The sequence below is a fragment of the Leclercia sp. UBA1284 genome, assembly GCF_002308415.1.
Taxonomy (GTDB): Bacteria; Pseudomonadota; Gammaproteobacteria; order Enterobacterales; family Enterobacteriaceae; genus Enterobacter; species Enterobacter pneumoniae.
The window spans coordinates 132532-154948 of record NZ_DBUS01000006.1; the positions used below are offsets into that span (position 1 = coordinate 132532).

19 protein-coding genes are annotated in these 22417 nt (G+C 50.1%); 6 read left to right on the forward strand and 13 right to left on the reverse strand.

Going from position 1 to position 22417, the window contains the following annotated elements; all coding sequences use genetic code 11:
• Positions 1-4: 4 nt before the first annotated feature.
• Both ispA and xseB read right to left on the reverse strand, forming a co-directional pair.
• Entirely contained in the window at positions 5-904 is a 900-nt protein-coding gene (ispA, locus tag B3511_RS03890) for a (2E,6E)-farnesyl diphosphate synthase (RefSeq protein WP_046884465.1), read from the reverse strand.
• On the reverse strand, positions 905-1147 hold the full coding sequence (gene xseB, locus B3511_RS03895; protein WP_040076927.1) for an exodeoxyribonuclease VII small subunit: 243 nt from the start codon (positions 1145-1147) through the stop codon (positions 905-907).
• Between the two features lie 190 nt (positions 1148-1337).
• Here xseB and thiI point away from each other — a divergent pair, with 190 nt between their 5' ends.
• The gene (gene thiI / locus B3511_RS03900; protein ID WP_040076926.1) at positions 1338-2786 is read left to right on the forward strand and encodes a tRNA uracil 4-sulfurtransferase ThiI; all 1449 of its coding nucleotides are present in this window, start codon (positions 1338-1340) and stop codon (positions 2784-2786) included.
• A 33-nt stretch (positions 2787-2819) separates the two neighbouring features.
• On the opposite strand, the gene yajL is transcribed toward thiI, so the two are convergent.
• Positions 2820-3410 (reverse strand): protein deglycase YajL, encoded by a 591-nt coding sequence (gene yajL, locus B3511_RS03905; RefSeq protein ID WP_207293100.1) that lies wholly within the window; start codon positions 3408-3410, stop codon positions 2820-2822.
• Positions 3373-4284, reverse strand: coding sequence for a 2-dehydropantoate 2-reductase (gene panE, locus B3511_RS03910; protein WP_212477033.1), 912 nt, complete (start codon positions 4282-4284; stop codon positions 3373-3375). Before panE ends, yajL begins: the two co-directional genes overlap by 38 nt.
• A 128-nt stretch (positions 4285-4412) precedes the next feature.
• On the opposite strand from panE, the gene B3511_RS03915 reads away from it, so the two are divergent.
• Positions 4413-4904, forward strand: a complete 492-nt coding sequence (locus B3511_RS03915) for a YajQ family cyclic di-GMP-binding protein (protein WP_040076922.1) — start codon at positions 4413-4415, stop codon at positions 4902-4904.
• Between the two features lie 30 nt (positions 4905-4934).
• Here B3511_RS03915 and B3511_RS03920 read toward each other — a convergent pair whose 3' ends face one another.
• Positions 4935-6296, reverse strand: coding sequence for an MFS transporter (locus B3511_RS03920; RefSeq protein ID WP_286777576.1), 1362 nt, complete (start codon positions 6294-6296; stop codon positions 4935-4937).
• 1433 nt (positions 6297-7729) lie between these two features.
• Here B3511_RS03920 and B3511_RS03925 point away from each other — a divergent pair.
• Both B3511_RS03925 and B3511_RS03930 read left to right on the forward strand, forming a co-directional pair.
• Positions 7730-10150 (forward strand): filamentous hemagglutinin N-terminal domain-containing protein, encoded by a 2421-nt coding sequence (locus B3511_RS03925; protein ID WP_286777577.1) that lies wholly within the window; start codon positions 7730-7732, stop codon positions 10148-10150.
• 56 nt (positions 10151-10206) lie between these two features.
• The gene (locus B3511_RS03930; protein ID WP_286777578.1) at positions 10207-11853 is read left to right on the forward strand and encodes a ShlB/FhaC/HecB family hemolysin secretion/activation protein; all 1647 of its coding nucleotides are present in this window, start codon (positions 10207-10209) and stop codon (positions 11851-11853) included.
• Positions 11854-12141: 288 nt separating this feature from the next.
• Here the strand turns inward: B3511_RS03930 and B3511_RS03935 are convergent, their stop codons facing one another.
• The 8 genes from B3511_RS03935 to B3511_RS03970 form a co-directional block, all read right to left on the reverse strand.
• Positions 12142-12474: a hypothetical protein gene (locus tag B3511_RS03935; protein ID WP_046884459.1), complete on the reverse strand. Its 333-nt coding sequence runs from the start codon at positions 12472-12474 to the stop codon at positions 12142-12144.
• 232 nt (positions 12475-12706) lie between these two features.
• Complete coding sequence (gene cyoE, locus B3511_RS03940) at positions 12707-13594, reverse strand: heme o synthase (protein WP_286777579.1); 888 nt, start codon at positions 13592-13594, stop codon at positions 12707-12709.
• An 11-nt stretch (positions 13595-13605) separates the two neighbouring features.
• Positions 13606-13932 carry a cytochrome o ubiquinol oxidase subunit IV gene (locus B3511_RS03945; RefSeq protein ID WP_040076916.1) on the reverse strand — a complete coding sequence of 109 codons (327 nt, stop codon included), beginning with the start codon at positions 13930-13932 and terminating at the stop codon, positions 13606-13608.
• Positions 13932-14546: a cytochrome o ubiquinol oxidase subunit III gene (locus B3511_RS03950; RefSeq protein ID WP_040076915.1), complete on the reverse strand. Its 615-nt coding sequence runs from the start codon at positions 14544-14546 to the stop codon at positions 13932-13934. Before B3511_RS03950 ends, B3511_RS03945 begins: the two co-directional genes overlap by 1 nt.
• Entirely contained in the window at positions 14536-16527 is a 1992-nt protein-coding gene (cyoB, locus tag B3511_RS03955) for a cytochrome o ubiquinol oxidase subunit I (RefSeq protein ID WP_046884457.1), read from the reverse strand. The genes B3511_RS03950 and cyoB overlap by 11 nt, the downstream gene beginning before the upstream one ends.
• Positions 16528-16543: 16 nt before the next feature.
• Positions 16544-17491 (reverse strand): cytochrome o ubiquinol oxidase subunit II, encoded by a 948-nt coding sequence (cyoA, locus tag B3511_RS03960; RefSeq protein WP_040076912.1) that lies wholly within the window; start codon positions 17489-17491, stop codon positions 16544-16546.
• A gap of 476 nt (positions 17492-17967) precedes the next feature.
• The gene (gene ampG, locus B3511_RS03965) at positions 17968-19443 is read right to left on the reverse strand and encodes a muropeptide MFS transporter AmpG (RefSeq protein WP_286777580.1); all 1476 of its coding nucleotides are present in this window, start codon (positions 19441-19443) and stop codon (positions 17968-17970) included.
• A gap of 48 nt (positions 19444-19491) precedes the next feature.
• Positions 19492-20070 (reverse strand): lipoprotein, encoded by a 579-nt coding sequence (locus B3511_RS03970; RefSeq protein WP_040076910.1) that lies wholly within the window; start codon positions 20068-20070, stop codon positions 19492-19494.
• 305 nt (positions 20071-20375) lie between these two features.
• Between B3511_RS03970 and bolA the strand changes: the two genes are divergently transcribed.
• Both bolA and tig read left to right on the forward strand, forming a co-directional pair.
• On the forward strand, positions 20376-20693 hold the full coding sequence (gene bolA / locus B3511_RS03975) for a transcriptional regulator BolA (protein WP_040076908.1): 318 nt from the start codon (positions 20376-20378) through the stop codon (positions 20691-20693).
• Between the two features lie 329 nt (positions 20694-21022).
• Positions 21023-22321: a trigger factor gene (gene tig, locus B3511_RS03980; protein WP_046884455.1), complete on the forward strand. Its 1299-nt coding sequence runs from the start codon at positions 21023-21025 to the stop codon at positions 22319-22321.
• Positions 22322-22417: the final 96 nt, after the last annotated feature.

Genomic DNA, 22417 nt, shown 5'->3' on the forward strand with positions numbered 1-22417 from the left:
TAGTTTATTTATCACGCTGGATTATGTAGTCCGCTAGCGCTTCCAGTGCCGAGGTGTCCAGTGACTGCGCGGCCAGTTCATTTAGCGACTGGCGGGCATCATCAATCAGATCCCGGGCTTTACGTTGGGCTTGCTCAAGACCCAACAGGGCGGGGTAGGTACTTTTGCCAAGCTGCTGATCGGCACCCTGACGTTTACCCAATATTGCAGTATCGCCCACGACATCCAGAATGTCATCCTGAACCTGGAAAGCCAGACCGATACTTTCTGCGTAGCGATCCAGGATCGGCAGGGCGTTACGCCCTTGTTCGCCCGCGCTCAATGCTCCCAGACGAACGGCGGCGCGAATCAGTGCCCCGGTCTTGTGGCGATGAATGCGCTCCAGCTGTTCCAGCGTCACCTGGCGCCCTTCGGCTTCCAGATCCAGTGCCTGACCGCCGCACATACCCGCCACGCCGCTGGCCTGCGCCAGTTCGGAGATCATGGCCAGGCGGTCACGATCGGCCACCTCTGCCATCGGCGCATCACTCAGGATAGCAAACGCCAGGGTTTGTAGCGCATCGCCCGCCAGAATGGCATTCGCTTCGCCAAACTTAATGTGGCAGGTTGGCTGACCGCGGCGCAGATCGTCATCATCCATCGCCGGTAAATCGTCGTGCATTAATGAGTAAGCATGAATACACTCAACGGCGGCCGCGGGGGCGTCCAGCGTTCCGGTGCTGATACCAAACATGTTGCCGGTGGCATAGACCAGGAACGGGCGCAGACGTTTGCCGCCCAACAGTGCGCCATAGTGCATGGCGCCGACCAGCGGAGTGTTCTGAAAAGGCTGTGGCTCAATGAAACGGCGAAGCGCGTCGTTAGCACGCTCGACGCACGTCTGAAGCTGATTCGCAAAATCCATTTACTCAGCGTCCGGTGTAAAAGGGGTGGGGGCAGCATCTTCGCTATTAGAAAGCAGGATCTGCACGCGCTGTTCAGCTTGCTGCAGCTTAACTTGACCCTGACGCGCCAGCTGCACGCCGCGCTCGAACTCATTCAGCGCCTCTTCCAGCGGCAGGTCGCCACTTTCCAGACGGGTAACGATTTGCTCTAGTTCACCCAGCGCAGTTTCGAAACTGGCGGGTGCGTCATTTTTCTTTGGCATAGTGAATTGACTCTACTGTTTTTGCCTGTTCATGGTAACGGACTCAGGCTGATAAGCAAATAACGCGCAATATGCACAGGAGCCGCGCGATGGTGGTATACTTGCGCGCCTGGATGCAGTCTTCGGTATAGGGGCTGCTGTACTTTTCCATCACAAGCCTCTCAGGGCTTGCCAAAGAACCATTGCCGCCATGAAGTTTATCATTAAATTGTTCCCTGAAATCACCATCAAAAGCCAATCTGTGCGTTTGCGCTTTATTAAAATTCTGACCGGGAACATTCGTAACGTATTAAAGCACTATGACGAAACCCTCGCTGTGGTTCGCCACTGGGACCACGTTGAAGTGCGCGCCAAAGATGAAAATAAGCGTATTGATATTCGCGATGCGCTCACCCGTATTCCGGGCATCCACCATATTCTGGAAGTCGAGGACGTGCCGTTCACGTCTCTGCATGACATCTTCGAGAAAGCGCTGGCGCAGTACCGCGACCAGATCGAAGGCAAAACCTTCTGCGTTCGCGTAAAGCGTCGCGGTAAACATGAATTTAGCTCAATTGAAGCTGAACGCTATGTGGGCGGCGGGCTGAATCAGCACGTTGAATCGGCGCGCGTGAAGCTGACCGACCCGGATGTGACCGTTCACCTTGAGATCGAAAACGATCGCCTGTTGCTGGTGAAAGGGCGCTACGAAGGGATTGGCGGTTTCCCCATCGGTACCCAGGAAGATGTGCTGTCGCTTATCTCCGGTGGGTTCGACTCCGGCGTATCCAGCTATATGCTTATGCGTCGCGGTTGTCGTGTGCACTACTGTTTCTTTAATCTGGGTGGCGCCGCGCATGAAATCGGCGTTCGTCAGGTTGCGCACTATCTGTGGAACCGCTTTGGTAGCTCCCACCGCGTGCGTTTTGTGGCGATAAACTTCGAACCCGTGGTCGGCGAGATCCTCGAGAAAGTGGAAGATGGCCAGATGGGGGTGATACTGAAGCGCATGATGGTGCGTGCGGCCTCCCAGGTTGCTGAGCGCTACGGCGTGCAGGCGCTGGTCACTGGCGAAGCGCTGGGACAGGTTTCCAGCCAGACGCTGACCAACCTGCGCCTGATCGACAACGTCTCTGATACTCTGATTCTCCGCCCGCTGATCTCTCACGATAAAGAGCATATCATCGACCTGGCGCGTGAAATCGGTACCGCCGACTTCGCCCGCACCATGCCGGAATATTGCGGCGTGATTTCAAAAAGCCCGACAGTGAAAGCGGTGAAGGGAAAAATCGAAGCGGAAGAAGAGAACTTCGACTTCAGTATCCTGGATAAAGTGGTCGCCGAAGCGTCCAATATCGATATTCGCGAGATTGCTCAGCAGACCGAGCAGGACGTCGTGGAAGTGGAAACCGTGAAAGGTTTTAGCGCTAACGATGCGATTCTGGATATCCGCTCTATTGATGAACAGGATGACAAACCACTGCAGGTTGAGGGTGTGGAGGTAGTTTCACTGCCATTCTACAAACTGAGCACGAAGTTTGGTGACCTCGACCAGAACAAAACGTATTTGCTGTGGTGTGAGCGTGGGGTGATGAGCCGCCTGCAGGCGCTCTATCTCCGCGAGCAGGGCTTTGCCAACGTGAAGGTGTATCGCCCGTAATACGATAACGGCAACCCCAGGGTTGCCGTTTTTTTATTCGTAGTAATTATAAATGCCCGCCGCCATAACCAGTTGAGATGCCACTTCATGGGCTTTCTCGCGTCCAGCCAGTAGCTGAATAATCTTCAGCGCAAAATCAATCGATGTACCCGGCCCCTGGCTGGTTAACAGATTGACGCGCGGATCCCAGACCACGCGTTTATCCACCCATTGCTCTTCGGGGATACGATCTTTAAGCGTCGGGAAACCCGTCATGTTGCCGACAGGAAACAGGTTATGAGGCACAAGCACCGTGCCCGCTGCGGCGCAAATGGCCGCGACGATACGCCCGGAAAGATGGAACTGACGTACGGTCTCTACCAGCAGGGGGCTGTCCCGAAAACACTCTGCCCCCTTCAGGCCACCCGGTAACACGATGATGTCGTAATCACCATCCGCCACCTCTACCAGCGGGGCATCGGCCAGGAGCTTCACGCCGCGTGAACAGACAATTGCCAGGTTACCATCGCTGGCTACGCTGGCGGTGGTAACGTTAATGCCGCCGCGCACCAGTAAATCAATGGTCGTGACTGCTTCGGTCTCTTCGCTACCAGGGGCGAGGCATACCAGTGCCGACGCGCTCATACTCACTCTCCTTACGTTTAACCATGTCATACAGACGGGCGTTTTCCGGCACGCTAATGCCGTGGGCTCGCGCCCGTTTAAGTAAATACCCGGTAATATAATCGATCTCAGTGTGACGCTGGGCACGCACGTCCTGCAGCATTGAAGAGATATTTTCTGCTGTACTTTCAATAACCTGATCGACGTAATAACGGAGATCGTCAGCGGAGGTGTGTAAGCCTTCCCGCTCCACCACCGACGCGACCTCCGCGCAGAGCGTGGCCACCAGTTGCTGATGATTTTTTAATTCGCCGTTTGGACAATTCCAGAGCGCCGTCAGGGGATTGATCACGCAGTTTACCGCCAGCTTACGCCAGAGCTGTGGACGAATATGATTATGCCAGGCCACATCGGGTAAAACGTCCTGCAGCGTATCGGCCAGATAGCTGTAATCCCCATCCTGCGCCCGGGCCGGGCCAATATGGGTGACGCCGCCAGCTACGTGAACAATGATATTGCCATCGCGCCGCGCCGCGTGCGTGGTGGTGGCCATCAAAAGCGGCTGGTGGATACTTTTTAGCTCATCAATGGTGCCCATACCGTTATGCAGCAACAACACAGGGGATGAGGCGGGTAGCGTGGCGGCCAGCGCTTTAACGGCATCGGAAACTTGCCAGGCCTTCAGGGTCACCAGCAGCATATCGCTCTGGGCGAGAAAATCGGGATCGTTGGCGGTAAGCGATTCATTAAAAATCGTCCCGTCCTCTTCAATCAGGTTCACACTGCAATAAGGCTGGGGCACGCGCAACCAACCCTGAACATCGTGACCATGCTTACGCAGCGCAGTAAGCCAAAGCTGGCCCAGGGCTCCGCATCCAAGCACAGTAATTTTCATTGTTCCTCCTCACCTGCAACTGCGCCAGGTGTTACGGCCTAAGTATAGCGCCGTCAGCTAAGCTTCTGTTGAGTTATGCCTCGTAGCGGGTATTATGCAACGCAACAAATATGAAGGGAGAAGAAAAGATGCCATCTTTCGATATTGTTTCTGAAGTGGACATTCAGGAAGTGCGTAACGGCGTGGATAACGCTAGCCGTGAAGTCGAGTCACGTTTCGATTTTCGGGGCGTTGAGGCCACTTTCGAGCTGAATGACGCAAATAAGACCATTAAGGTGCTCAGCGAGTCCGATTTCCAGGTAAACCAGTTGCTGGATATTCTGCGTGCCAAGCTGCTGAAACGCGGCATTGAAGGTACCTCACTGGATGTTCCGGAAGAGTTCGTCCACAGCGGTAAAACCTGGTTTGTTGAAGCCAAGCTGAAGCAGGGCATCGAGAGCGCGGTGCAGAAGAAAATCGTTAAGCTCATCAAAGACAGCAAGCTGAAAGTTCAGGCGCAAATCCAGGGTGAAGAAATTCGCGTAACCGGTAAATCCCGTGACGATCTGCAGTCTGTGATGGCGCTGGTGCGGGGCGGCGATCTGGGACAGCCGTTCCAGTTTAAAAACTTCCGTGATTAAAAAAAAAGCCCGGTCAGACCGGGCTTTTTTTTAGGCTTTCACTGCCTGTTCCACTTCGAAACGGTTAGTCACCTTGCTGTCTATTTTGACGTAGGCACTGCGCTCTTCCGCGGCAATAAGGACTTCACTTACGCCTTCAGTGGATTCAAGACGCTGTTTCAGCGCCTCATTTATCTCAACGCCATCAGGAATTTCGATCCGCAGGCTGCTTACGTAACGGGGCTCTTTCATGGTGGTGGCAACAAACAGCCAGACCATGGCCAGCAGTGCGCCCGCGAGGAAGACCGTCTGTGAATCAAACAGACCATCTACCCAGCCGCCAAGCGAGCCGCCAATGGCCACCCCAAGAAACTGGCTGGTGGAGTAAATGCCCATCGCCGTCCCTTTATAACCGGCCGGAGACTCTTTACTGATCAGCGACGGCAGCAGCGCTTCCATCAGGTTAAAGGCGAGGAAGAAGAGTTGTACGCCAGCTACCAGCTCCCAAAAGTGCGGGCCGGAACCCCAAAGCACGATCTCGGCAATGAGCAATATCGCCACGCAACCGATAAAGACGCGCTTCATCTTACGCTTCACTTCGGCATAGATAATAAATGGCACCACCGAGACGAACGAAATCAGCATCGTCACGAGGTAAATCTTCCAGTGCTCTGCCGCCGGAAAACCTGCCGCTGCAAGCTGTCCTGGCAGGGCGACAAAGGTCGACATCAGCAGAATATGCAGGCACATAATGCCGAAGTTAAGCTTGAGCAGGCGCGGCTCCATGAGCACTTTGCTGAAGCAGCCTTTCACCATCCCCGACTCACGGTTGAGGACATGATTTTTACTGTCCGGCACTACCCACAGCGTTAAGGCAATACCGATAGTCGCCAGTATGGCGATCATCCAGAACAGGGCATGCAGACCCAGCTTGTGCGTAATAACCGGGCCGAGCACCATCGCTATGGCAAAGGTCACCCCGAAACTCACGCCAATAAAGGCCATTGCTTTGGTGCGATTTTGTTCGCGCGTTAAGTCTGACAACAGTGCCATCACGGCGGCGGCTATCGCCCCGGAACCTTGCAGCGCGCGGCCAAGAATAATGCCCCAGATAGAGTGGGAGAGGGCGGCGATAACGCTACCCAGCACGAAGACCAGCAATCCGCCCACAATTAACGGCTTGCGACCTACGCGATCAGAGAGCAGACCGAAGGGGATCTGAAAGATGGCCTGGGCCAGGCCATAGATGCCAATCGCCAGACCAATCAGTGCTTCGCTGGCACCCTGCAGCGCCATACCATACGTAGTCAGAACGGGCAGGACCATAAACATGCCGAGCATACGCAGTGAGAAAACAGTCCCTAAACCCCAGGTGGCGCGCAACTCGCCCGGCGTCATTTTATAATCGTTCATTACCACCTCAACCTAAAAGCAGGCCATAGTTTAGGTGGGGTGATAAGTACGGTAAATAGATGTTTGTTAAAATATATTAAGTAAACGTTAATGTTAGCGTTTTTCAGCCAGATAAATGTGGGCATTGAGGCACGAAATGCAAAATTGTAACGTTAGCAGAGTCAAGAAAGGCTTCTGTCTTGTTAACCTTTATCTCTCTTGATGTGTTTGAATCAAATCTCTTCCAACCGAATGCGGTTTTGTTCAGGCATTATCTTGTTCGCCCAAAAGTTCATAACAATAATAAGTTTGGCTACCTGCGTCGTAAATGAAGGGGTTTAATGATTTCTTTACCCGTTATAAGTTATTTAAAAGTTTATGGCGGCTATCTGCTACCAACGCAAAGTCATGAGCATAGTGATGCTGTCATGCAGGTGATCGCACTGACAATCCGCATTGACTGGAATGCAATATATTTATCCAATTTATAAGTCTGATGCTATCATTTTCATTCCGAATGTATTCTTTTGGCCTGCTTTTATAGAGTGGGTTGAATATAAGCAGGGTATTTAAACTACAAAACTATTGAAATTATTTAATGGTATCTTGCATTGTATTTATCGGTAACTGTTAAAAGGATATTCATTTTGGGTTTGCAAGGGTGGGGCTCCGAAACAGTTTTGACGCTAAAGCAACGATTTTAATGAGTAACTTTTTAAAATAACAAAATGTATTGATGGTTCGAAAAGCAGACTAATCGAATATAAACATGATATGAATCATAGTGGTTTTGTCTCTTCAGTATGTGAAATGGGTATGAATATACGGCGATGAAAGTTTTAGATAAAGCATGATTTACTTCATTAATGGTTCATTGTGGTTGAATGTTACTGAAAAACATAGATTTATTTTGCATTTGCCCATTACTAAAAAGTTGCGAATAAATTCACTCTCATTTTTTTATATAATTCATTAAGAAAAGTGTTGATTCACGTTTTTGTCACAGAATTCAGGGCTTATTCACTATTGTATTAAGCTCGTTACGATTAAAATTCTGCTGTCAAAGAGGTTGGGTGACTTTATTTAGATGTTCGATTTGAACATCTAATAAAGAAGATCTGCAACGAAATTTTGCTCAGTAACTATACGTATCCTGAACAGGGAGGCGTGAGTTCCTAGGCATATTTACTTTGTGGTGAAGCTATTGGGTGGTGTTAACTATTGCGCCATGAAATTAGTTTCATTAAAGGCAGGTTTAAATTCATTATTTTTCCTGATCTTTTGAGTTAATGAGGTCGGCATGGCATGACCTTGTAGCATAGTTTATTAACACATAATTGAATGTACCTGCGGCATTAAATGGCCAAAAGGGAGACGCTTTTGAATTAAAGTTCAGTGTTCGGGTTTCCTTTGGTCTGGGTATTAACAACATAATCTTTACTTGATAGGTTTATATGAAAAATAGCGAAAACAAATGTAAGGCAATCAGATTAAATCCTATTGCTGCTTCACTGTTAATGCTGATGCCGGTAATGGCGCAGGCGGCCGATATTACAATGGTTGATGGCAATGTAACCAGAGCAGCTAACGGTACAACTATTGTCAATATCAAAGCGCCAAACAGCAAAGGCATTTCTCATAACATTTATCAGACTCTGAATGTCAATAAAGAGGGGCTGATCTTAAATAACGCCGGTAACACCACAACGTCGCAACCCTCTCCGGGCTCAATATCTATCTTTGAAAAGTTGGGTCTTTCTCCGGCGACCAGTAATCCTGGAACGACGGTAGCGGGAAAAGTCACAACGACTCTGGGTGGGCAGATCGATAGCAACCCGAACCTGGCGGGAGGAAGTACTGCACGCGTGATTTTGAACGAGGTCACCTCCCGTAAACCGAGTGCACTGAATGGCATGATAGAGGTCGCAGGCGATGCTGCTCATGTGATTATCGCTAACCCTAACGGTATTACGACCAAGGACAGCGGTTTCATCAACGCCTCAAAAGCAACCCTAACCACCGGGACGCCAGAGATTAAAGATGGCGAGCTGAAAGGCTACATCGTGAGTGACGGTCTTATCACGGTTGGAGGTTTGCAGAGCACATCTCCAACGGAGATCCTGGCGCGTCACGCTAAAATAACAGGGACCATCCAGACGGGTGAACTGACGGTTATTGCGGGCACCAACAAAATTAACACGCAAGGTGTCGTGACGGCGACGTCAGTGCCGCGCACAAAAATATCGGGCTTTAGTGTGGATGTCTCCCGCTTAGGCGGCATGTACGCAAACAAAATCAGCCTGATAAGCACAGAAACAGGTACCGGCGTGCGTAACGAAGGCACCATTGGCGGCGGCGCGGGCGGAGTCAAGATTACAAATACCGGCAAGCTGGTTAATAGTCGTGGAACACTCACGTCCAACGGCAATATCGAAATAGCGAATAACGGTAAAATTGACAATACCGCTGGTAGCATCCTGGGTGACAGAATGATTTCGATCGACTCCCATGGACAAGCCTTCACGAACATTCGCGGTGGACGCGTTTATGGCGTCTCAAATGTCAATATCAGCAGCGGTGCACTCGATAACTCCAACGGTAAGTTAGCTTCGGGCGCGACCTTAGCTGTCAATACCAATGATAAGAACCTGACTAACACCGGCAAAGGCCCTACTGCGGGTATTGAGGGTGCAGTTGTTGCGCTTGAGACAGGCTACATGAGCAATATCAATGGTCAAATTAGCGGCGGCTCGGTGAGGGCAAAAAACTCCTCCGTTAACAACTATACAGGGACGATATCGTCGACTAATGATATTACGCTGGAAAGCAAAAATGTTCTTGATAACCAGCGTGGTATGATTCGTTCCACCGCAGGCAATGTGGTTATGAAAGCTACCAACATGAACAGCGTAGGGTCATACATCGAGGGTAAAAATGTCACCATTGAGTCCGCTGTAGATATAGACAGTAAGTATTCTCTGATCGCTGCTACCGAAAGGTTGAATCTGAAAGCAGGTGGAACTATCGATTCAAGTTCTGCAGATAAGTTTAATGATAATGCTGGAAAGCAATTTAACCTCGAAAAACAAAAAGGCGGTTTAGTAGGCGGCCAGGGCGTCACAATCACTTCTCGTAAATTGAATGTCGATGACAGCCGCATCCTTGCCCAGAGAGGGGATGTTAATATTACGACCAGTAATGCGCTGCTTAGCAGTCGTGCACAGATTGCCGCAAATGCTGGCAGCATGCTGATTAATTCAGAACGTGTATATGCCGATTATTCAACACTCTATAGCTCAGGCGACCTGCGCATCAATACGACGGGCCTGTCTTTAAATGGGGCAGGTAGCGTTGAGAGCAATAATAGAACAGGCATGATAAGTTCTGATCGTAATGTTTTATTGAGTGTTAATGGTAATTTCAGTAATTCCGGATGGATTAGCGGTAAAGAGGGCGTTACTTTAACAAGTACAGGTTATATGACCAACCATGGCACTATCAACTCCGAAAAAGATATTGCTATTACGGCTAAGTCATTAACTAATAACAAAGATATTACGGCGGGAAGAACGCTTAATATCAATACTACTTATGATGTGACAAACAATGCCGATAGTAGAATTTCGGGTTTGACCACACGGGTTAGCGCTGAAAATATTTCTAATCGGGGCAAGTTAGAAGCGGGTTCACGCCTGAATGTTACAGCTAATAAAAATGTGTATAACTACGACAGTATGTTTACTGCAGGGAATGCGGTTATTCATGCTCAAACTATCTTTAACTCTGGTTCATCGGCTGTCATGGGGGGCACCAGTGGTCTGGACGTCACCCCTGCTACAATCGGTGGTGAAGGCGGTAGAGTAGTTGGTCTGTAGTTAATTAATAGATGGAAGCAGAGTTCTTTTCTGCTTCCATCCTCTTAAGGATGAGAATGGATACTCGCTCGTTTATTGGTCTTGCCGCAGTGTTTTTTCTGGTTAGTGTTGAGTCCGTAGCTGAAGTGCAGTTGGGGCGGCTTGTCAAAGAACAGCAAAGTCAGGATAACGCGGTTCAGCAAGAAAATAAGGTTGAAAAGAACGACGTCTTTGCCAAAGCGCCACAACAATCTTTCGAAGTGAGTGATTTTCCGTATGAAGCTCAATGTTTTCAGATTGATGAGCTGATACTGGAAAATGATTTTCTTAAGAAGCGTGGTTTAAACCAAATTAAAGAAAAAATAGCAGGGAAATGCTTAGGTATAAAAGGTATCGAGAAAGCGGCTATCCTTGTTCAAGATTATTATATCAATGCAGGTTTTGTTACAACGCGCGTTGAGACACCTTCACAAGATCTTGCCACTAAAAAACTTATTTTAAAAATTACTCCTGGCTTGATTGAAGAGGTCATTGTTATCAATGATGATGTCATTAAGTCACTTCTTCCTTTCGGTAAAGGCGACGTGCTCAATCTGCGCGATATTGAGCAAGGTTTAGAGAATATACAACGCACACCTGGCGTCGATGTTAAAATACAAATTCTACCAGGTGACCAAAATGGGATGAGCAAAGTTCTTATCGATCCCCAGCGGAGTTCACGCTGGAATATTCGAACGTCTTATAGCAATTTTGGCGATGAAAGCACAGGTCGACAGCTTCTGGGGATGACGGGCTATTTGTATAATATAGCCAGAATAAGTGATCTCTTTTATTTGGCTGGGACAAGTAGCCAGACTGGGGGATATAAAAACCTCAGTACTTACTATAGCTTCCCTGTGGGTTACACCGAGCTTAGCGCCTATTATAGTACCAGTAAATCTCGTCAAGGCATTGGTTTGGCAGGCTACGTTTTCGACTATATAGGCAAGACTGAATATCTCAACCTTAAAGGGTATCGGATGTTACGTCGTGATGCAGATTCTAAACTGGCTGCAACGGCTGAAATCATACGGCGTAAATACAACTATACGCTGGCAGATACGGAGCTTGAGCTGCAAAAGCGCAACATGACGAACTTGCGTTTAGGGGTGAACTATAAGCAAAACTTCACCGGTGCAACCCTGGATACCACATTAACATGGCAGCGATTCGTCCCCTGGTTGGGAGGAGAGAAAACCCCCGATATGCGCTATGGTGACGTCAGTTCCCGTAGTCAGATAGTGAATTTCAACGCCAGCTACGTTAAATCAATGACTTTCTTACCTGTGGCCGCGTACTACGAGCTCAATGTGGGCGGACAGTACTCACCTGATAACCTGACCTTGCAGGATAGACTTACTATCGGCGATCGCTGGAGCGTTCGCGGTTTTGAGAACAGTGGCGGAATTGATGGTAACAGAGGCTTCTGGTTACAGAACACGCTAAATATGTTTACGGGCTTTAAAGATAGCGTTGCGTATATAGGCACGGATTATGGACAGATCGTCAGTAGCGACTCAACGCAGGACGCTGGAGGTAAAAAAATGATGGGGGGCGTTGTCGGTATCAAGGGGGATATCAAATCTCTTCAATATGATTTCTCAATGACCAGCCCATTCCTTTATTCTAAGAACCTGGATGTGGATAAATATACCGTTAATATGAATTTAAGTTACCAGCTATAATCCCGGTACCTGAGTATTAAAACGGCATTATTGCATGGCCGCTCTTATCCACGGCGGTCATGTAGTGATATAAAACTCTGCTTATAACAGGTGAGGGGCAGTATGCTACATTCCCCGGCGTCTCGTAGGTGCAGGTTATGATACCGGGCTTGCCAGCAATGCCAGAGTAGTCTGGCTAAGATAACATCTTAGGTTTCACTTATGATGCGTTAGTTCAGAGCGTAGAGTGAATGAAACCGCTAATTTTTTCTGGCAGGCAATTTTACCTGCCAGAAATTTCACTCTGCGTTAGGCAGAGGCAGCATCAATAAATTTATTCCAGTCATTTCCGGCATTGCTGACGAAGTTAGACCAACTGTCTCCAGCGGTACTGGTAAAGTTATTCCAGTTACTCGAGCCAGTCGAAACGACAGATGTCCAGCTGGACTGGCCAATCACATACTTACCGAACTCCAGTGCGCTATCGGCGACAAAATGCGTAAATGCAGTACCAGACGTCCAGACAAACGAGGCAAAACCGATGCCTGAATTAAAGACAAAGCTGGAAAACCCGGTGACGGCGCCAAAGAGGTCGAAGCCCCCTGAGACATATTCCATTTCAATTATAGATAATTCTTTCATGTTTATTCCCTTAATAAATAATCCTGAATACATCAGTTATGTATCCATTTCGGGAGGCTAACACTGTCGATAGCGTTAAGCTATAGCGTCTTCAAAACTAAGAATTAGTAAATATACAGGGGTCACCTTGCATACTCTTAGCCTGGCATATGACCGTGACATCCTTCTCAGAACCTTACGCAAAAAAAAGCCCCGGGCGCAGGCCCGAGGCTTTTTTAACAGCATCCTGAACTTACCAGACGTAAGTGAGCAGGCTGTGTGAATCCGGTACCATAAAATCGACGGACATCATCACGCTCAATGCGGTAATAGCAATGATAGAGAAACCGAACAGCTTACGCGCCCAGACCTTATCATCTTCCACTTTATAACCGCGCAGTGCCATGCCCAGCCACCAAACGCTCACGACGGCAGCGACAACCAGATATTTATATCCAGCGTAACCGCCCAAAGAGAGCATCAGCGTCGCGATAGCGAAGGCAATGATATAAAGCGTGATATGGTTTTTGGCGACCGAAATGCCTTTCACGACCGGCAGAACCGGGATGTTCGCAGCCTGATAATCCTTAAAGCGGAAAATCGCAATGGCATAGGAGTGCGGCATCTGCCACAGGCTAAAGATAGCCAGCAGGATGAGCGCACCGCTGTCGAACTCGTTAGTGACCGCGCAGTAGCCAATCACCGGCGGCGCAGCGCCGGAGAGTGAACCAATCAGCGTACCGTAGACGGAGTGACGTTTCATATACAGGCTGTAAACGCCCACATAAACCACGAAACCCATCACCCCAAGCCAGCAGGCCAGAGGATTAGCACCGAACCACAGCAGCATAAAGCCAGCAATACCCAGCAAGGTGGCGTACACCAGCGAGACGGAAGGGGACATCAGGCCTTTTACCAGCACCCGGTTCTTAGTCCTTTCCATCTTCCTGTCGATATCCATGTCGATGTAGTTATTAAATACACAACCGGACGCAACCACCAGCGACACCCCAACCAGCGTATTGATAAAGAGGGTGTAATCAATGCTGCCCTTAGAGGCCAGCAGGAACCCTCCGATCACGGAGATCAGGTTGCCAAAGATGATGCCTGGTTTCGTAACTTGCAGGTATTGCTTAAACATACTCGCCGCTCTTAGTGAACCATCATGTTGTAGTTGAGGTTCCACATGATCCAGATGGAGCCGACTACCAGGATTGCGATGATAATCACAGTAAAGACGAAGGCCGTCATGTTCCAGCCTTCATCAGACTTGGTGTTCATGTGCAGGAAGCAAACCAGATGCACCAGAATCTGAATCACCGCGGTCACCAGGATTGCGCCCAGAATAACCGGCTTAGAAGCAGAACCGCTCATCACCATCCAGAAGGGGATAACCGTCAGGATGATCGACAGGATGAAACCTGTCATATAGGTTTTTACGCTGCCATGGGAAGCGCCATGATCGTTAGAATGACTCATTACATCGCCCCCATCAGATACACAACAGAGAACACACAGATCCAAACCACATCCAGGAAGTGCCAGAACAGGCTCAGGCACATAATACGGGTGCGGTTGGTGCTCGTCAGGCCACGACGGGATACCTGGAACATCAGTACCGCCATCCAGATCAGGCCTGAGGTTACGTGCAGACCGTGGGTACCCACCAGCGCGAAGAACGCGGACAGGAAGCCGCTACGATCCGGGCCGAAACCTTCAGCAATCAGGTGATGGAATTCATAGATTTCCATCCCGATAAAGCCCGCACCAAACAACCAGGTCAACGCCAGCCAGGAGACAACCTGGCTCTTGTTGTTTTTATACATGGCAATAGCGGCCATGCCGTAGGTGATGGAGCTGAACAGCAGCAGTGCGGTTTCAACCAGAACGAACGGCAGTTCAAAGATGTCCTTACCGGTCGGGCCGCCCGCTGTGCCGTTCACCAGAACGGCATAGGTTGCGAACAGACAGCAGAACAGAATGCAGTCGCTCATCAGGTAGATCCAGAAACCGAAAACTTTCATCGGTCCTGTATCGTGGTGCGCGTGTTCATGCGCATGGGCAGTTGAGTGCGCCAGAGTATCAGTTGCCATTTTTCAGCCCCGCTTTAGCAATCTCGTCGAAATGCTGGTTTTCCAGTTTTTCAACTTCACGGACTGGTACGTAGTAGTCCACGTCCTCGTCAAAGCTCTTCACAATCCAGCTAATTACGATGCCAGCAAAGCCAACAATCGCCAGCCACCAGATGTGCCAGATCATTGCGAAACCAAATACCGTAGCGAAGGCGGCAATCACAATGCCCGCACCGCTGTTTTTCGGCATGTGGATCTCTTCGTAATGTGCTGGTTGCTTGTACGCTTCACCTTTTTCTTTCATTTCCCAGAATGCGTCGCGCTCATGAATCTGCGGCACAATGGCGAAGTTATAGAACGGAGGTGGAGAAGAGGTTGCCCACTCCAGCGTACGGCCACCCCATGGGTCACCGGTCAGGTCACGGTTCTGGTCGCGGTCGCGAATAGAGACGTAGAACTGAATCAGCTGAGAAGCAATACCACAGGCAATCAGTACCGCACCGCCTGCTGCAATCATCAGCATTGGGTGGAACTGTGGATCAATCTGCTGGCTAAGACGACGGGTCATACCCATGAAGCCCAGCACGTACAGCGGCATAAATGCAACGAAGAAGCCGATGATCCAGAACCAGAAGGCGCGTTTACCCCATTTTTCGTTCAGGGTGAAACCGAACGCTTTTGGCCACCAGTAAGTCACACCTGCGAAGCAACCGAAGACCACACCGCCGATGATTACGTTATGGAAGTGGGCAATCAGGAACAGACTGTTGTGCAGTACGAAGTCTGCACCCGGTACCGCCAGCAGTACGCCGGTCATCCCACCAACGGAGAAGGTCACGATGAAGCCGATAGTCCACAGCATCGCTGAGTGGAACTGGATACGGCCCTGGTACATGGTGAACAACCAGTTGAAGATCTTCACCCCGGTCGGGATGGCGATAATCATTGTGGTAATACCGAAGAAGGCGTTTACGTTCGCGCCCGCACCCATGGTGAAGAAGTGGTGCAGCCAAACGATGAACGACAGAACGGTAATACACACGGTTGCCCACACCAGCGAGGTGTAACCAAACAGGCGTTTACGAGAGAAGGTTGCTGCGATTTCGGAGAAGACACCGAACACTGGCAGAACCAGGATGTACACTTCCGGGTGACCCCAGGCCCAAATCAGGTTGATGTACATCATCATGTTGCCACCCATATCGTTCGTGAAGAAATGGGTGCCCAGATAACGATCCAGGGTCAGCAGCGCGACGGTGACAGTCAGAATTGGGAAGGAGGCAATAATCAGGATGTTGGCGCACAGAGATGCCCAGGTAAATACCGGCATCTTGAACATGGTCATGCCAGGGGCACGCATCTTGATAATCGTCACAAAGAAGTTAATACCGGTCAGGGTCGTACCGACACCGGAGAGCTGAAGCGCCCAAATCCAGTAATCAACACCGACACCAGGACTGTACTCAATTCCCGAAAGCGGCGGGTAGGCCAGCCAGCCGGTCTGCGCGAATTCGCCCACACCCAGTGACAGGTTTACCAGGATTACGCCAACAACGGTGAACCAGAAGCTCAGGTTGTTCAGGAACGGGTAAGCAACGTCGCGCGCACCGATTTGCAGCGGTACTACAACGTTCATCAGACCGATTACCAGCGGCATCGCCACGAAGAAGATCATGATAACGCCGTGAGCGGTAAAGATCTGATCGTAGTGGTGCGGTGGCAGGAAGCCAGCTTCACCAGCAGAGGCGAGCGCCTGCTGGCTACGCATCATGATCGCATCCGCAAAGCCACGAATTAACATGACGATACCGACGATGCAGTACATGATACCGAGTTTTTTGTGGTCAACCGAAGTCAGCCACTCATTCCACAGGTAGCTCCACTTACCGAAGTAAGTGATCAGGCCAACTAAAGCCGCACCACCAATGATAATTGCAGCAATCGTAACCATGATAATGGGTTCATGGTACGGCACTGCATCCAGTGTCAATTTTCCGAACATTTTCTTCCTCGGCCCCTTAGTGAGCGGTTTCCGCGTGGCTCATGTCCATGCCTTCCATCCCTTCGTGCGAGCTATGCTCACCTTCAGGCTGGGTCACGTCCATGCTCTTGCCATGATCCATAAATTTGCCAATCACATCTTTGAACAAATTCGGTTTCACGTCAGAGAAGTACTCCACCTTGTTATATTCGCTAGGTGTTGCCACTTTTTCGAATGCCGCCATGTCAGACATGGTGTTCGTAGACTGCTTCGCTTTTTCAACCCACTGGTCGAAGGCGGCGCGGTCAGGAGTGGCAATGGCTTTGAACTTCATACCAGAGAAGCCTGGGCCACTGTAGCTGGCGGAGATACCATCGTAGGTGCCTGCTTCATTCGCGATCAGATGCAGGTTAGTCTGCATACCGGCCATCGCGTAAATCTGGCTACCCAGACGCGGAATAAAGAAGGAGTTCATCACGGAGTTCGAGGTCACTTTGAATTCCACCGGAGTGTTCGCCGGGAAGGCGATTTCATTCACGGTAGCAATGCCCTGTTCCGGGTAGATGAAGAACCATTTCCAGTCCATGGAGACCACTTCAATGGTAATAGGTTTCTCATCGTGAACCAGCGGTTTGCTTGGCTCGAGTGCGTGAGTGGTTTTCCATGTCAGCACAGCGAGGAACAGGATGATCAGAATAGGAACCGTCCAGACCACAGCTTCAACTTTGTTGGAGTGTGACCAGTTAGGGCTATACTTCGCATCTTTATTGCTCGCACGGTACTTCCAGGCGAAACCAACTGCCATCAAAATGGCAGGAATAACGACGATCATCATCAGGCCGAAAGCCGTCAGAATCAGGGAACGTTGTTCCAGTCCAATCTGTCCTTTGGGGTCTAGAAGTGCAGAATCACAGCCACTGAGTAAAACAGTGCCTGCAATTAACGACAACCATCCCAAACCTTTATTGTATTTCCTAAGTGTCATTTAACGACCTCAATTCCACGGGGACCTGGTGGCGTTTAAAGTGTGGGGGCATTTTACGGGAAGGTTACATTACTGTAAACATCATTAGCCCTGTGTCAGGAAGGTGTTACCGGGTTCTGCCGCACATGTCACATGTGTTGCAAAACGTGTCTAATTTTAAGACAAAAGTCGCGTGTTATGGGCTTTATAACGAAACAGTTTCTGAAACCGGTGCCAGGCGGGGAATTGGTATAACCATTGCAAAAAACACACAAATAATTAACAAATGATTATCAATAAAAGGACATTTAAAAAACGATAAATTAAACTTTCATCAGCTGAATCGTTTAATGGAAAATAGAGTTTATTATCGCTTCCAGTAATTTCCAAATTTCTATTGCGCACGAAACAACAAATATATTTTTTCATTCACCAGGGTTATTTGCCGTTATAATTTCACACTGTTATTACAACGGCAAATAACCTTTTCTTCTGGATTAGGCCATCTGATGTCTGCACAGCGCCAGGTAATCCAGCACCGCACCGATAAGGATACCCGTCACCGCCAGTAGGGCACCTACGTCGAGCAGAAGATCGGCCATCGGCAAGGCGAGCGTGGTGAGTGCATTGACGATCAGCACCAGCAGCCAAACGCCGAGTAACGCACAGCCGGCCATCAGCATGCGCAGAGCAAAACGGTACGCGGAAGGGAAGTCACTTCTCGGCATGAATTGCTCCGTTTGCTGGGTATATTCCAGTGAACGGCGGCAAATTAGCAAAAGGATCAACCCGGGAACGGCGGCGATAACTGAGAACAGATAGAACTGAGGCCAGCCGTGCGCTTCAACGAACCAGCCTGCCAGCGGGCCGACGTATACCCGGCCAACCGCCGAAAGGGCAGAGAGCAGGGCAAACTGGGTGGCTGAAAAGGATTTGTTGCACAGCGTCATCAGCAGGGCCACAAAGGCAGCTGTGCCCATACCGCCGCACAGATTTTCAAAGAAGACCGCGGCTGCCATGCTCATCATCTGCTTATCGGTCACTGACAGTAGCCAGTAACCCGCATTGGAGATGCCCTGCAGAATGCCAAAGATCAGCAGTGCACGGAATAGCGTTAAACGCTGCATCAAAACTCCGCCGTACAGCGCACCCACAATCGTGGCGATCAGCCCCAGGGTTTTATTCACCACGCCTACTTCGCCGGCATCAAAACCGACGCCACGAATAAGAAAGGTGGTGGTGAGGCTCATGGCAAACGCATCGCCCAGTTTGTAGAGCACAATCAACAGCAGGATCAGCCAGGCGTTATTACGGGCAAAGAAGTCACGTAGCGGCTCGGCCACGGCCTGCTCGAGCGTGCGTGGCACTGGAATAATATCGTCTGGTTCGGGCGCGAGTAGGGTGGCGATCATGCAGGGGATGATTAACGCGGCCATAAGCCAATACATGCCGTGCCAGCCGAGATAACGGTCAGCCAGCCAGAGCGCCAGTCCGCCAGATACCAACATTCCCAGCCGATAGCCCAGAACGCTGATCGCCGCGCCTGCCCCGCGCTCTTCTGCAGGCAGCACGTCGGTTTTCCAGGCATCAAAGACAATATCTTGCGACGCCGAGCAGAAGGCGATGACCACCGCCAGCGCCGCCATCCAGCGTAGCTGTGAAGAGGGATCAAGAAAACCCATCCCGGCGATGGCCAGTAAGAGCAGCGCCTGCGTTATCAACAGCCAGCCCCGGCGACGACCGAGCAACGGCGGCGTGTAGCGGTCCATCACTGGCGACCAGAGGAATTTAAAGACGTAAGCCTGGCCGACCAGAGAGAAGAAGGCGATAGTCTTAAGATCGATATTCTCAACCGTCATCCAGGCTTGCAGGGTGCCGGAGGTCAATGCGAGGGGCAAACCGGAGGCGAAGCCGAGGATCAGCAAAATTGCTGATTTAGGTTGCTGGAAAATGCGTAAGTATTGGCTGGACATGTATGCAATGAGAACTGACCCGGCGAAGTGCCGGGTCAGTGAACAGAATTAACGCGCGTTCTGTTTGATGAATTCATGAATGCTGGTGTCCTGCGCCATATCGGCGATGGTGTCAGTCAGCACGCTGTTAACCGCATTGGCAATATTCTTGTTGGTGGCCTGGAAGGCGCCTTCAACGGAATAGCTTGCACGGTAGTTTTTGTTCATCTTATTGCCGTTCTTCGCGGTTGCGATGATGGCGATATCTGCTTTGGTGGAGATGTTGTAGCGTACGTTGCCCTGAGAGACATCGGCATACAGATTGTTGACGATAATCTGCAGATCCACCGCACCGCTTGGGCCAATCATGTAGCCGCGAGAGGTCATTTGCTTCTCAAGCACTTCCTGCAGCAAGAAGCGCAGGTCGCGGGATGCGGTCAGGGTAACCAGCTGGTTATCGCGGGTCACTTTCGCCAGAGCCTGGTCGCGGCGCTGGTCAGCACCATTGATGCTTACGGTCACGCCCATCAGGCTTGGATCCTGCTGCGGCAGGGAAATTTTTGGCGAAACGTCAATTGTGGTTGGCGGTGTGGCGCAGCCGGCCAGCATGAAAAGTGCGACAAGCGGGAAAAGGAGTTTTTTTAACATGTTCGGGGTCTCTACGGATCGTAAGCATAAATAGACAAAAATTGCCGCCATCATAACATCGCCAACGGCGAGGGGAAGTGGTCAACGCATGTAAATTCATCGTCTTGACTGAAATCTGACCACCTGAACACAATTCCTTATGCCCCTGGGGCAAAACGCATGAGTCTCTTATAGGACTTCATCCCTTTGAATGAGAAAATCAGACGAAAGCTAAATTTTTGTTGTCTTCTTGTTATGCAAGCGGTAAAAGCGGCTAACATTTAAAGGGATGGGTGACATCTCAGCGTTGTCGGAGGAGTAATTTCATGATGATACGTGAACAGATCGAAGATAAATTAAGGGCAGCGTTCGAACCCGTGTTCCTCGAAGTCGTCGACGAGAGCTATCGTCATAACGTACCGGCAGGCTCCGAAAGCCATTTCAAAGTGGTGCTGGTGAGCGATCGTTTTGCCGGTGAGCGGTTCCTTAATCGCCATCGTATGATCTACGGTACGTTGACGGAGGAGCTTTCATCTACCGTACATGCGCTGGCGCTGCACACTTACACTATTAAGGAGTGGAAGGGCTTGCAGGATACCATCTTCGCGTCGCCACCGTGCCGTGGAGCCGGGACTATCGCGTAGTAAATCCCGTTTGCAACAGCGGGAGCTTTTCCAGTATGTTGCATAAAGATTACGTCAAAACGGCCTGCGGGCCGTTTTGTTTTGTCCGGGTTTTGAACCGGTGACGCGATTTTTAGGCGAAAAATAGCCAGAAATTGTGAAAAAAGCCGCAGCAACATGCGGCAACCGTTCTCGACTCACCTAAGTGATGCCGCTATAATGCCGCGTCTTAATGTATGTCTTCGGGATGATTCTGGCGACAGGGAATGTGAATCTGCACTAAGAGAGCATCCCGGCAAACTGACAGATTCAGAGTTGACCGAGCACTGTGATTTTTTTGAGGTAACAAGATGCAAGTTTCAGTTGAAACCACTCAAGGCCTTGGCCGCCGTGTAACGATTACTATCGCTGCTGACAGCATCGAAAACGCTGTTAAGAGCGAGCTGGTCAACGTCGCGAAAAAAGTCCGTATTGACGGCTTCCGTAAGGGCAAAGTCCCAATGAATGTTGTTGCTCAGCGTTATGGCGCTTCTGTACGTCAGGACGTGCTGGGCGAGCTGATGAGCCGTAACTTTATCGACGCCATCATCAAAGAAAAAATCAATCCAGCTGGCGCACCGAACTATGTTCCGGGCGAATACAAACTGGGCGAAGACTTCACCTACTCTGTAGAGTTCGAAGTTTACCCGGAAGTTGAGCTGAAAGGTCTGGAATCCATCGAAGTTGAAAAACCGGTTGTTGAAGTGACCGATACCGACGTTGACGGCATGCTGGACACCCTGCGTAAGCAGCAGGCAACCTGGAAAGACAAAGACGGCGCTGCTGATGCAGAAGACCGCGTCACCGTAGACTTCAGCGGTTCTGTCGACGGCGAAGAGTTCGAAGGCGGTAAAGCGTCTGACTTCGTACTGGCTATGGGCCAGGGTCGTATGATCCCAGGCTTTGAAGACGGTATCAAAGGCCACAAAGCTGGTGAAGAGTTCACCATCGACGTGACCTTCCCGGAAGAGTACCACGCTGAAAACCTGAAAGGTAAAGCAGCGAAATTCGCGATCAACCTGAAGAAAGTGGAAGAGCGTGAACTGCCAGAGCTGACTGAAGAGTTCATCAAACGTTTCGGCGTTGAAGATGGTTCCGTAGCGGGTCTGCGTGCTGAAGTGCGTAAAAACATGGAGCGCGAGCTGAAAGGCGCCGTGCGTAACCGCGTTAAGTCTCAGGCGATCGACGGTCTGGTTAAAGCGAACGAAATCGATATCCCTGCAGCCCTGATCGACAGCGAAATCGACGTTCTGCGTCGTCAGGCTGCTCAGCGTTTCGGTGGTAACGAGAAACAAGCGCTGGAACTGCCACGTGAACTGTTCGAAGAGCAAGCGAAACGTCGCGTTGTTGTTGGCCTGCTGCTGGGCGAAGTGATTCGTACCCACGAGCTGAAAGCTGACGAAGAGCGCGTAAAAGGCCTGATCGAAGAGATGGCTTCCGCTTACGAAGATCCAGCAGAAGTGGTTGAGTTCTACGGTAAGAACAAAGAGCTGATGGACAACATGCGCAATGTTGCTCTGGAAGAGCAGGCTGTAGAAGCCGTTCTGGCAAAAGCTAAAGTGACTGAAAAAGCCACTTCTTTCAACGAACTGATGAACCAGCAGGCGTAATTCCGCCGCGTTTGTTTAAAGTTTGTACAAAAACCCGTTGCCTTCCGGCGGCGGGTTTTTTTTATCACACTAATAGCCCAGGAAGAGTGCTAAAAC

Bases quoted from the DNA above. Each gene is read 5' to 3' on its own strand.
- ispA (WP_046884465.1), bottom strand. From the start codon at position 904: ATGGATTTTGCGAATCAGCTTCAGACGTGCGTCGAGCGTGCTAACGAC.
- xseB (WP_040076927.1), bottom strand. From the start codon at position 1,147: ATGCCAAAGAAAAATGACGCACCCGCCAGTTTCGAAACTGCGCTGGGT.
- thiI (WP_040076926.1), top strand. From the start codon at position 1,338: ATGAAGTTTATCATTAAATTGTTCCCTGAAATCACCATCAAAAGCCAA.
- yajL (WP_207293100.1), bottom strand. From the start codon at position 3,410: ATGAGCGCGTCGGCACTGGTATGCCTCGCCCCTGGTAGCGAAGAGACC.
- panE (WP_212477033.1), bottom strand. From the start codon at position 4,284: ATGAAAATTACTGTGCTTGGATGCGGAGCCCTGGGCCAGCTTTGGCTT.
- B3511_RS03915 (WP_040076922.1), top strand. From the start codon at position 4,413: ATGCCATCTTTCGATATTGTTTCTGAAGTGGACATTCAGGAAGTGCGT.
- B3511_RS03920 (WP_286777576.1), bottom strand. From the start codon at position 6,296: ATGAACGATTATAAAATGACGCCGGGCGAGTTGCGCGCCACCTGGGGT.
- B3511_RS03925 (WP_286777577.1), top strand. From the start codon at position 7,730: ATGAAAAATAGCGAAAACAAATGTAAGGCAATCAGATTAAATCCTATT.
- B3511_RS03930 (WP_286777578.1), top strand. From the start codon at position 10,207: ATGGATACTCGCTCGTTTATTGGTCTTGCCGCAGTGTTTTTTCTGGTT.
- B3511_RS03935 (WP_046884459.1), bottom strand. From the start codon at position 12,474: ATGAAAGAATTATCTATAATTGAAATGGAATATGTCTCAGGGGGCTTC.
- cyoE (WP_286777579.1), bottom strand. From the start codon at position 13,594: ATGTTTAAGCAATACCTGCAAGTTACGAAACCAGGCATCATCTTTGGC.
- B3511_RS03945 (WP_040076916.1), bottom strand. From the start codon at position 13,932: ATGAGTCATTCTAACGATCATGGCGCTTCCCATGGCAGCGTAAAAACC.
- B3511_RS03950 (WP_040076915.1), bottom strand. From the start codon at position 14,546: ATGGCAACTGATACTCTGGCGCACTCAACTGCCCATGCGCATGAACAC.
- cyoB (WP_046884457.1), bottom strand. From the start codon at position 16,527: ATGTTCGGAAAATTGACACTGGATGCAGTGCCGTACCATGAACCCATT.
- cyoA (WP_040076912.1), bottom strand. From the start codon at position 17,491: ATGACACTTAGGAAATACAATAAAGGTTTGGGATGGTTGTCGTTAATT.
- ampG (WP_286777580.1), bottom strand. From the start codon at position 19,443: ATGTCCAGCCAATACTTACGCATTTTCCAGCAACCTAAATCAGCAATT.
- B3511_RS03970 (WP_040076910.1), bottom strand. From the start codon at position 20,070: ATGTTAAAAAAACTCCTTTTCCCGCTTGTCGCACTTTTCATGCTGGCC.
- bolA (WP_040076908.1), top strand. From the start codon at position 20,376: ATGATGATACGTGAACAGATCGAAGATAAATTAAGGGCAGCGTTCGAA.
- tig (WP_046884455.1), top strand. From the start codon at position 21,023: ATGCAAGTTTCAGTTGAAACCACTCAAGGCCTTGGCCGCCGTGTAACG.